We start from the raw sequence: 10378 nt of genomic DNA on the forward strand, positions 1-10378 counted from the left end.
ATCACCAAAGAAAAATAAATAAGAAGCCAATTACCCTCCCCAGAGCACTTGGCTTCCTATAGAATTACCCTATAGGGTAATACCCAACTGAATTATACATATTTATGCCAATGAAGGCAACAGGAAACGACTGTATAAGCGAGGTAATTCATTATGAAAGAATTAGAGGTTTATTACTACGATAAAATATATACACGTCTGGAAAATTGCTTGCTCGTGTTTAATGAAAGAACTAAGCAGCTGTATGGAGAAAATAAAAGCGTTAATTACGACGGCTTTGTAGATGCGTGTGAGCAAATGAGAAAAGGACTTGATGAGTTTAAAACGCTTAATGAGTTAACAGTGCGTGAGCTTCGGGATAACATAAGGATAACTGATATATAATTAAACATAAAAGCCAGACCTCACGAAAGTTCAGAAAGAACTTCTTGTGAGGTCTTTTTCTCTTTGAATATGGGCTTTGGTGGAGTTTGCATAATGATTAGGGTTACCAGGTGCGACAAGAAGTCGCTTGATATATTGCCGAAAGGCTACCCCATCCATTCGGGGTAACTCTATTGTGACTAGCGTGGATAGTAACGTCTGGGTTAGAAAGCTCACAAGACAATGTGGAAGTCCAAGAAGCCTAAATCTGGGATAACTGCTAGAGTAAGAAAGCTATGGAGAACGTAAAGTGAATCACTGTAGGAATCGTTACGCTGGAGGAAGCGAAATAGGCTGAAACGCTTCGACCAAAAGGTAAGGAGTCGAGCAACGGCGAACTGGCAAACCAATGCGAATGGATAAAGCACTCCCGGTTCAAAGGTGGCTCCTAAGGCTTTCACAATTATGTATCATGCGGAACTTGGTAAACCCTACATGCTCCTCACGACAATGAGGTATCCAACCGCAAGGAAAAGAAACGGCATAGAGGGCAGAAGAAAAGGATAAAAAGCAAACGCTCCTTTTGTAACGAAAGAAGATAGGGGTTCAAACTTTGCCCTAACCTGAAAGGGTGCTGACTTATCCTGTGGTATTTCTTGGCAGGAACGGATGGTAACTTATGAATTTTAGTAATTCAACGACGGATAAAACCGAGAGACTAAAAGACAGAAACACACTTGCTCGTCAATGGGAATCCATTGATTGGGTACAGGTGCAAAATGAAGTTAATAGGCTACAAACCAGAATTGCCAAGGCAACAGTGCAGGGTGACAAGAACAAGGTCAAACGCTTACAGTATCTACTCACCCACTCATTTTATGCCAAAGCCTATGCAGTCAAAAAAGTCACATCAAATAAGGGGAAAAACACCTCTGGGGTAGACAAAAAACTCTGGTCAACCGCAGCGTCAAAGATGAAGGCTGTATTGGCCCTTACAGACAAACACTACAAAGCAAAACCCCTTAGGCGAGTGTTTATTGAAAAGAAAGGCAAAAACAAGAAACGACCCTTGGGAATCCCTACTATGTATGACAGAGCTATGCAGACACTCTACGCTCTGGCACTCGAACCTATAGCTGAAACCACAGGAGACTCCATATCCTTTGGTTTTCGCAAAGGGAGAAGTGCTAAAGATGCCTGTGAACAGATATTTTGTGTACTAGCCAGGCAATGTTCTCCGACATGGATATTAGAAGGAGACATCAAAGGGTGCTTTGACAACATCAACCATAGCTGGTTGCAACAGAATATTCCGATGGACCTAAGGGTCATGAAGCAATTTCTAGGATCAGGGTTCATATACAAGGGCAACCTATTTCCTACCAACACAGGTTCACCCCAAGGAGGGGCCATCTCAAGTCTATATGCCAACATGACATTAGATGGTCTTGAACAACTGATTCAAGACAAATACCATCGAAATTCCAAGGGCAACATAGAAAATCACTATCGCGCAAAGACAAAAGTCAATCTAGTGCGATATGCAGATGACTTTATCATCACTGCAAACACCAAAGAAATAGCGGAAGAACTCAAAGAGATGGTAAGCCAATTTCTTAAAGTCCGGGGACTCACCCTATCGGAAGAGAAGACCATGATCACGCATATAGACGACGGTTTTAACTTTCTTGGCTGGACATTTCGAAAGTTCAAAGGAAAATTGATTGTTAAACCATCAAAGAATTCCATCAAAGCCCTGACAAAGAAATGTGCTACAATCATTTTGAAAGAAGGAAAAGCAAGCAGTCAATCGGAATTAATCCGAAGACTTAATCAAGTTATCCGAGGATGGACCAACTATCATAGACACGTTGTGGCAAGCCGAGCCTTTTCTTACATCAATAACACACTCTATCTCCTTCTGCAACAATGGGCAAAACACCGGCACCCCAACAAAAATAAATGGTGGAGACTCAATAAATATTGGCATGAAAAGAATGGGAAGAGATGGTTGTTCATGACGGATGAATACAGCCTTATCAATTTAAGAAGGATAGATATCATCCGCCACCCTAAGTTGAAGATTTCTCAAAATCCTTTTATAGACAGTGAGTACTTCATGAAGAGAAAAACGAAACTAACGTCACTATTTGCCGCCAGAAATGGCGAAGAAATGCTTGAGCCGTATGAGCGGGAAACTCTCACGTACGGTTCTTAGACGAGGGAAAGGGAGTAATCCCTTTTCTTTAGTCGATTGTAAGATTTTGTGGCAAAAGTAAGCAAATATCTTATACAAAGAATAAATACTCCAAATCTGTACATTAATAGCTATGTAAAGTCATTTCAAGGAGGGAGTCCTATGACCATAATGGATAAAGTTCAATCTGCTACTCGTGCGACAGTGCAGGGTATTGTCGACCGGGAGCCTGTAAACTATCTCGAGGGTGGGGGTATTTACGGTATAATCTCTCAGGGACGACATAATTTATGTACTCTAGAGATTATGTATAACCATGCTCAGGATTCTGAACTGAAAGAACGCATCGAAGAAGCTATGGAAAAGCTTACACGCCCTTTAATTGAAGAGTGCGAAGGACTTTTGAAAGAAAGCAATGCCCAGGTTCCCCAATTCCACTTCACCAATCATAAAATGCATAAGGAGAATTTGAATATTCCTGAAGATGCTCGAATGACGGATATGGAAATTGCGGCTGCCATCGGAACCATGGCCAAAGCCGCTCAGATTAATATCCTAGCAGCTCTGCACAGCTCCTACCAATTGCATATTGGAGTTATGTTCCGCAGATTCCTGGATGAAAGCCTGGATTGGAACTACCGCCTCCTGCAGTTGATGATTAATCGCGGCTGGCTGCCTCACGTTGCTAAAATCACACATTAAAAAACCAGATAAAGGGGAGTTGATGAATTACGGATTCTTCGTGATCATCAGCTCCCTTCTGACAAAAAAGGATTGGATCACATAGTGTGCTCCAATCTTTTAAAACGTCAAGAGATATAGAGTGAATTATTTTTTCTCTTTACACAGCCACGGCCATTTCTGGCAGCCTCCTTGACTGACAAAATTAATTTGTCCGATGGGAATTCGAACAGTTCGTCTAGTCCCGATAATTGGACTGCATGAATTGGAACGAAACTGGGCTTCTCTTAGAATAACAACCCCATCGCATAATCCTGCGAAGTTACCGACCCAATAGCGAGTTCCGACTCCCACTTCCAACTTTGTTTCCAGGGCAAAGCACTTGAATAAAGCTGTAATGAGCATATTATTCTGACCGAATAACATATATCGATCCCCTTTCATTTCTTACCACATCACTGTGGCTTCATAAGATGAGAAGTAGGGTGAGATTTATGCTATTCCTCTCTTTAATATATGTACATGATTGACAAGGGTTACTTCATCAGAGATAAAAGATTTAAGAGAAACAGGAAGGTGATTTTCAAACCTTCCTGTTTTTTGCATATGAGCCCTTCGACTGTTGATTAGTCGTGAGTGTTATTATTGCTGTCATTTTCATTCTCTGCATTTTGCATAAGATTTGAAGAATTCGAACCGAAGACATTATTAAAAAGTAATTGAGCGGATTCATTAATTCTTATTATAAAATCAGCGAGTTTATCCGCGGATTTATCCAGACTTTTTATTATGCCCATTTTGGTGAAGAACTGTTTGCGTTGCTCTTTGACGCTAATATTACCTATTTCTTTGCTGTGGAATTTTGCTAGTATATTTTCCGGAGCCTCGCTGACAAAGGAGATGAGCTTGAGGGGGATTTGTGCTGTAGAACGTAATTCTTCAATGGGAGATCCTGAATTATCAAAAAGTTGGGCCTTGTTTATGATAACTGAATTATTTCGAATACCTGCAAGGTCGCCGATCCAATAACCGGCATCCACACCGATTTGCAGGCGTGTGCCCAGGGGAAAGGAATCGAACAATGGCGGCGGATTAGCGACATTATTTTTACCGAATAGCATGGTAATTGAGCCTCCTTTTCCGGTTTATGACAATTTTTGCTGATACATGATATGTCCAAAGACAGTTCGTTGTTACGACCCGATTCCATCTAAAAGCATAGGAAGATACTAAAAGAGTAAAATTTACCATGGAATAGGGCAACCTGAAAACACATAAAGTGTGATAAGAACTCCGCCAGGGGGGCCGGCATATGAAGAAAAGAGGCATACTGTTACTCATCTTAATCAGTACCGTGTTGCTAGGGGGAATTGCGGGGAAACTTTTATGGAAACCCAACCCCACAGAGTTGCTTACACACGGCCTAGAAGAATTGACTCAAGCGACCTCTTTTCGCTACACTATGATCCAACATCAAACGGTAGAAGGAAAGGATCGCATACTCAATCAGATTTTAGGAGAAAAGGACGGTGGGAACACTCGAATCTCAGGGGAGATTGTGGGCACAAAAACGGAAATGATTCTTACCGGCGAAGGTCTCTATATGCAAGACCCATTCACTAAAAGGTGGATTCGGTATCCCAGTGTCCCAGCTGCCCATGAAGTCTTTCTGGCGGAGCTCAATCCATTATCATCTCTGCAATTTAAAGAGTATGGTGAGGTGATGCTTCAAGGACAAGAGAAGCTGGATAAGGTAAATACTTGGGTATTGAAATTTAACCCTACGATTCAAAATCAGATCATGGAAAATGGTTGGACCGATTTCGCCTATATTATGTTCATTGGTAAAAAAGATAAATTGATTCACCGAGTCATTATCGAAGCTAAGAGCAAGACCGATGGTCAGATGATGTCCTTAGCGATGGATTTTAAAGATTACGGTGAAACAATGAATATTTCTGTACCCATTAGTAATTAACAGGAAACATTTTCTTTAGAAATTAAACTTAGAAAGGTCAAACTTGTGCTGATAAAAGAGGCTTCCAAGAAGAATTTTGGAACGCCTCTTAGCTTTGTTTGTTCTATCTTATCCTATCCGTACCTTGGTGTTTAAACTCTACAAATCGTTCGCTTTTCGTTTGACTCGATGTAATGCCTCTGTTATAATTTTATTTCTAGAATGAGTTTTTTTAGTTTGTGGAGGTGTGATTGGGTGGAGGAAAAAATTGGCAAGGTATTGCTCAGCTGTGAAGAAATTCAAAGACGAGTTGTAGAGCTGGGTGAAGAAATCACCCGTGATTATAAAGGTGAAAATTTATTAGTTCTAGCGATTCTCAAAGGAGCAGTCCCCTTCATGGCGGATTTGATCCGGGAGATTAAAATTCCTTTGAAATATGACTTTATGGCTGTTTCCAGCTACGGTGCTTCTACGCACTCTTCCGGTGTGGTAAGGATTCTTAAGGATTTGGAACGCAGTGTAGAGGATCATCATATATTGATTGTTGAAGACATCATTGATACAGGGCTGACTTTGAAGTACTTAAAAGAGAATTTAGCTGCACGGAATCCTCTCAGTATTAAGGTGGTTACTTTGCTGGACAAGCCGGAGCGCCGCAAGGCTGAAGTAGTGCCGGATTATAATGGTTTTACGATTCCAGATGAATTCGTGGTAGGGTATGGGCTTGATTTTGATGAGCAGTATCGCAACTTGCCCTATGTTGGTGTTCTTAAGCCGGAAGCTTATAGCTCTGAAGGCTAAAGGACGAAGTTGGAGCATGGACAAAAATAGAGCTTCGGTAGATTTGCCGAGCTCTTTTAAGCATACTTCTTAACATTACTTTGATGAATTCTGATAAAAAGGACGGAGGTACAAGGATGGCTCAAGAACTCGTGTTGGTTCTGGATTTTGGTGGCCAATATAATCAGTTGATTGCTCGGCGTGTCAGAGAAGCTCATGTGTACTCAGAGATGATATCATATAAGACACCTGTGGAGGAGATTAAGGCGAGAAACCCCAAAGGAATCATTTTTTCCGGTGGGCCTGCCAGCGTCAACCAAGAAGGGGCACCTAAGGTGGACGAAAGAATCTATGAACTAGGCATTCCCATCTTCGGTATTTGTTATGGCATGCAGTTGATGGCTGTTCAACTGGGAGGAAAGGTTCTCCATCCCGAGGTTCGGGAATACGGTAAAGCTATGCTCCATGTGGACCAAGCCAAGGACCTCTGGAAAGGCCTGGGAGGGGAACTTCAATGCTGGATGAGCCACGGGGACTCGGTAACCAAGCTTCCTGAAGGTTTCGTTATCGCTGCTCATACAGACCATACTCCAGTAGCTGCGATGATGGATGAAAAACGCCATTTTTATGGAGTTCAGTTCCATCCGGAAGTCAAGCATACCCCAGATGGGCAAGCTATGCTTGAGCACTTCTTATTTGATATTTGCGGATGCCATGGAAATTGGACCATGGAGTCCTTTATCGACGCCCAAGTCAAAGCCATCCGGGAGAAAGTAGGGGACCGGCAAGTTCTCTGCGCTCTCAGTGGGGGTGTAGACTCTTCTGTAGCGGCTGTTCTCGTTCACAAAGCTATCGGCGACCAACTGACCTGCGTTTTTGTGGATCATGGATTTATGCGTAAGAATGAACCGGAACAGGTCAAGAAAATTTTTACCGAGCAATTCCATCTTAATTTAATTTTTGTGAATGCTCGGGAACGTTTCATGGCCAAGATCGGTGGGGTGTCCGACCCTGAGACCAAAAGGATCGGTATCGGGAATGAGTTCATTCGTCTTTTTGAAGATGAGGCTCGCAAATTAGGGCAGATCGATTTCTTAGTCCAAGGTACCCTTTATCCAGATATCGTGGAGAGCGGTACAGATACAGCAGAGACCATTAAGAGTCATCATAATGTAGGCGGACTCCCTGAAGATATGCAGTTTGAGCTGATTGAGCCTTTGGATATGCTTTTTAAGGACGAAGTTCGTGAAGTAGGTACTGAGTTAGGAATCCCTGATGAGATCGTCTGGCGGCAGCCTTTCCCCGGACCGGGACTGGCGATTCGCATTATCGGCGAAGTTACGGAAGAAAAACTGGACATCCTTCGGGAAGCTGATGCCATCATCGTGGAAGAAGTCCGCAATGCGGGGCTTTATAAAGAGATATGGCAATCTTTCGCCGTTCTTCCTACCATAAAAAGTGTTGGAGTCATGGGAGATGGTCGGACCTACGCCTATCCCATCGTTGTTCGTGCTGTCACCAGTGAGGATGCTATGACAGCGGATTGGGCAAGACTTCCCTATGAACTGATGGAGAAGATCTCCACCCGCATTGTTAATGAAGTAAAAGGTGTCAATAGGGTCGTGTATGATATTACCTCGAAGCCTCCTGGAACCATTGAGTGGGAATAAATGAGTTCTGGCTAAATTACGATTCACATGAAGTAGCGTGATTGATCAAATTGGTTATTGAAAAGCGGTTATGATTTCACAGGCATTTGTGATTCATAACCGCTTCCTTGTCTACCAGCTTTCAGACTTAAGGTGTTATCTTAGAAAAATTACTACTTGTTTGTGCTATGCTGCTTATTAGGTAACTTCCGGTCAGGATTGCCCTTACCTTGATGCTTTTGGTTTTCTTCTGCCTTCTTTTTGTCTTCGTTAAATTTATCGACGAAGTTCATGGTTAGACCTCCTCTATATGTAATCATTAATTACTTTAACCATGAATCTCTTAAAACATGCTTAGGACGAATTAAGTAAAGTTTTGGCATGTAATTATTCAATGATCTTTTTTAACAGGCTATCACTAACAACTCCACTCCCACCGATGATTTGTACATTTTGGTCATTTAACCCCTTTGAAGACAAATAAGACTTGGCTTCATTAGTCAGGTTAGTGCCCGCTAAGAGAATCGGAGATTTCATCTGAGCGGCTAGAACAGAACCGGAGAGGGCATCAGGATAATTGGTTCCGGTGGCCAGGTAGGCAGTATTACCGGTAAAAGACAAACTGAACTCCTCAAGGATGGCCAGGTTGGTTTCGTAACGGTCATTTCCGGATAAACGTTTGGCACGAGGGAGTTGGTTGAAAACATGATTGCTAATAACCCCTGTTCCCCCCACCACATAAGGTTGGGTTGGGTCATGGTCTTCGATAAACTCTAAAAACCTTTCTGGTAATTTATTGGACGGTGTGAGCAGAACTGGCATGCCTTCGCTAGCAGCCACTGCAGCTGCAGATAAAGCGTCAGGAAAGTTTTCACCGGTACAGACGAAGAACTCCTTGAAATTGCCCAGTTCCTTAGCAATGGCTAAGGAGGTTTCATAACGGGAAGTACCCTCGATTCTGCGGACAGAGATTCCTTTACTTTTTAGGGATTCTTCGATCCCTTGGGAAACCGCCCCGGTCCCACCGATAATGATGATGTTTTTAGCTCCTAAACGCTTGATCTCAGCTTTGGTATAGAGGTCAAGGGTTTTGGAGGAGGTCAAGAGAATGGGCGCATTATATTTTTGGGCTAGGGGAGCAGCGGAGAGAGCATCCGGGAAATTTTCACCGGTCACAAGGATGGCACAAGCGGAGCCCTGAGGAAAGGTTTCTTGGGATATAGCGACGGAGGTTCTATAGCGATCGATTCCACAGATTCTTTGACCGGGGAACACATAAGAAAAGTAATTTTCGGGATGGTTCAAATCAATCTGGATGTTACTGGACACGGCATTGCCGCTTTGGTCCATGACAATAAGTTTAACTAAGATGTCCTCAACACGATCCTCCCTTAATTGTTTTCTGCTGAGGGAGGATTTATATTGATTGTTTTCCTTAGTAATATTCATCAGGTATTTGACGGTAGAGTCTTTAGTAGGTTGAGTTACGCCTACCACAGAATAGGTGAGAGGCCCACAGGAGTCATCCATGGATTCTTCCCATTGGAAAAAGAGCCCACTGGGCGTTACTTCGGTTAATTGGAGCAAGGGTTTACTTGGAGCCTCCTGGTCCTTTTTGCCTTTTAGCCCTGAAAGATTAACAAAATAATCATAGAGCCCGGGAACTTCCCAGGCTAAGGGGATATGGGTATTTTCTTGGGGGGTATACTGATAGGAGCGGATCCGAATTAAATCTGGGCTGCCAAAAAGCTGTACGTAGTCTTCAGCAGCAATTTCCAAGACCGACCAGCAGTGATCACCGTTATTGACTTCTGCATAATAAGTGAGATTGCGGATTTTTGCATAGTGAGAATCAAGGTAATTAGTGGTTATACCTTCTTTTTTATTCAGATAATAATAGAGAAAATGGTGGCCGTATTCATGGGAAAGGGTGTTTAAGACATAGGGGTTATCGTCTCCCACTCCAAAGAGGTCAATATAGCGCCCTGGAGCGAGTTGGTCTCTAAACCATTCCCCATACCACATACCTACAGTATCAGTTCCTCTGGGATAATCTGGGTAGAGATTGATATGAGATAAATAGGTGATTTCCTCACCTATGGTATTCTTCGCGAACTCATTATATATTTCTTCGAGCTTGTCTAGGTCATAACCCGGCACATAGCTGCGAATTTCCACACCATTGGCTCCCTTATAGGTTAGGAGGGGAGATTCCGGAGTATCCTGGGGAGCGAATGTACTTGCTTCAAGGTTATTTCCTCCCAGAAAAGTGAAAAAGACCATGAGAATTGAAATGAGTAAAGTTCGTTTTTCTTGTTTCAAGTGAATCACCTCTCCATAGTTAATATATTCACAATAAACTTCCAAAATCCTTTTTCTTATATAGAATCTTAGAGGTTTTTTATATAAGAATATACAGCGTTATTTTGGGGGGGAGTGATTTTAAGGAGAACTTGTGTAAAAAACGAATTTATTGACAGTGCCTTTGGAAGGACGCAGAGATTCTAGTTGCAAAAGCCGAACGATTTAACTCAAAACAAATAAAATGTTCGAAAAAGTGTTGACCGTTGAATTAAGAAACGGTACAATTATTCCAGAAGGTAGTTTCTACAAAGATACGTAAAAATTTAAATAGGGCGTTCATATAATCGCGGAGATAGGGTCTGCAAGTTTCTACCAGGCTGCCGTAAATGGCCTGACTATGAGCGAAAGTGTGCCTAGGGTCTTACCCGAGCGGCACAGGTCTGATGG

At 42.5% G+C, this 10378-nt stretch carries 10 protein-coding genes and 1 riboswitch; of the genes, 6 read left to right on the plus strand and 4 right to left on the minus strand.

Features of this window, described 5'->3' with window-relative positions; translation table 11 throughout:
- Positions 1–153: 153 nt before the first annotated feature.
- The 3 genes from DESDE_RS06605 to DESDE_RS06615 all read left to right on the plus strand — a co-directional run bounded on the left by DESDE_RS06605 (position 154) and on the right by DESDE_RS06615 (position 3262).
- Complete coding sequence (locus tag DESDE_RS06605) at positions 154–384, plus strand: hypothetical protein (protein ID WP_014793270.1); 231 nt, start codon at positions 154–156, stop codon at positions 382–384.
- Positions 385–1042: 658 nt separating this feature from the next.
- Positions 1043–2581, plus strand: a complete 1539-nt coding sequence (ltrA, locus tag DESDE_RS06610) for a group II intron reverse transcriptase/maturase (protein WP_041917226.1) — start codon at positions 1043–1045, stop codon at positions 2579–2581.
- Positions 2582–2722: 141 nt separating this feature from the next.
- On the plus strand, positions 2723–3262 hold the full coding sequence (locus DESDE_RS06615; protein WP_014793271.1) for a DUF3231 family protein: 540 nt from the start codon (positions 2723–2725) through the stop codon (positions 3260–3262).
- 126 nt (positions 3263–3388) lie between these two features.
- Here DESDE_RS06615 and DESDE_RS06620 read toward each other — a convergent pair whose 3' ends face one another.
- Together DESDE_RS06620 and DESDE_RS06625 are read right to left on the minus strand one after the other, a co-directional pair.
- Positions 3389–3667 (minus strand): hypothetical protein, encoded by a 279-nt coding sequence (locus tag DESDE_RS06620; RefSeq protein WP_014793272.1) that lies wholly within the window; start codon positions 3665–3667, stop codon positions 3389–3391.
- A 200-nt stretch (positions 3668–3867) separates the two neighbouring features.
- Complete coding sequence (locus DESDE_RS06625; RefSeq protein ID WP_014793273.1) at positions 3868–4362, minus strand: hypothetical protein; 495 nt, start codon at positions 4360–4362, stop codon at positions 3868–3870.
- A gap of 191 nt (positions 4363–4553) precedes the next feature.
- Between DESDE_RS06625 and DESDE_RS06630 the strand changes: the two genes are divergently transcribed.
- The 3 genes from DESDE_RS06630 to guaA all read left to right on the plus strand — a co-directional run bounded on the left by DESDE_RS06630 (position 4554) and on the right by guaA (position 7648).
- The gene (locus DESDE_RS06630; RefSeq protein ID WP_014793274.1) at positions 4554–5219 is read left to right on the plus strand and encodes a LolA family protein; all 666 of its coding nucleotides are present in this window, start codon (positions 4554–4556) and stop codon (positions 5217–5219) included.
- A 234-nt stretch (positions 5220–5453) separates the two neighbouring features.
- Positions 5454–5999 (plus strand): hypoxanthine phosphoribosyltransferase, encoded by a 546-nt coding sequence (gene hpt / locus DESDE_RS06635; protein ID WP_014793275.1) that lies wholly within the window; start codon positions 5454–5456, stop codon positions 5997–5999.
- A gap of 116 nt (positions 6000–6115) precedes the next feature.
- Positions 6116–7648: a glutamine-hydrolyzing GMP synthase gene (guaA, locus tag DESDE_RS06640; RefSeq protein ID WP_014793276.1), complete on the plus strand. Its 1533-nt coding sequence runs from the start codon at positions 6116–6118 to the stop codon at positions 7646–7648.
- Positions 7649–7800: 152 nt separating this feature from the next.
- Here the strand turns inward: guaA and DESDE_RS06645 are convergent, their stop codons facing one another.
- Both DESDE_RS06645 and DESDE_RS06650 read right to left on the minus strand, forming a co-directional pair.
- A complete protein-coding gene (locus tag DESDE_RS06645) occupies positions 7801–7920 on the minus strand; it encodes a DUF4023 family protein (RefSeq protein WP_014793277.1) in 120 nt (39 codons plus the stop codon).
- A 94-nt stretch (positions 7921–8014) separates the two neighbouring features.
- Positions 8015–9949, minus strand: coding sequence for a cell wall-binding repeat-containing protein (locus tag DESDE_RS06650; RefSeq protein WP_014793278.1), 1935 nt, complete (start codon positions 9947–9949; stop codon positions 8015–8017).
- Positions 9950–10247: 298 nt separating this feature from the next.
- A riboswitch (purine riboswitch) is annotated at positions 10248–10349 on the plus strand.
- The last annotated feature ends 29 nt before the right edge of the window (positions 10350–10378 follow it).

The sequence above is a fragment of the Desulfitobacterium dehalogenans ATCC 51507 genome (genome assembly GCF_000243155.2).
GTDB lineage: Bacteria > Bacillota > Desulfitobacteriia > Desulfitobacteriales > Desulfitobacteriaceae > Desulfitobacterium > Desulfitobacterium dehalogenans.

Excerpts from the sequence above, each read along its gene's own strand:
- DESDE_RS06605 (WP_014793270.1), top strand. The coding sequence starts at position 154 with ATGAAAGAATTAGAGGTTTATTACTACGATAAAATATATACACGTCTG.
- ltrA (WP_041917226.1), top strand. The coding sequence starts at position 1,043 with ATGAATTTTAGTAATTCAACGACGGATAAAACCGAGAGACTAAAAGAC.
- DESDE_RS06615 (WP_014793271.1), top strand. The coding sequence starts at position 2,723 with ATGACCATAATGGATAAAGTTCAATCTGCTACTCGTGCGACAGTGCAG.
- DESDE_RS06620 (WP_014793272.1), bottom strand. The coding sequence starts at position 3,667 with ATGTTATTCGGTCAGAATAATATGCTCATTACAGCTTTATTCAAGTGC.
- DESDE_RS06625 (WP_014793273.1), bottom strand. The coding sequence starts at position 4,362 with ATGCTATTCGGTAAAAATAATGTCGCTAATCCGCCGCCATTGTTCGAT.
- DESDE_RS06630 (WP_014793274.1), top strand. The coding sequence starts at position 4,554 with ATGAAGAAAAGAGGCATACTGTTACTCATCTTAATCAGTACCGTGTTG.
- guaA (WP_014793276.1), top strand. The coding sequence starts at position 6,116 with ATGGCTCAAGAACTCGTGTTGGTTCTGGATTTTGGTGGCCAATATAAT.
- DESDE_RS06645 (WP_014793277.1), bottom strand. The coding sequence starts at position 7,920 with ATGAACTTCGTCGATAAATTTAACGAAGACAAAAAGAAGGCAGAAGAA.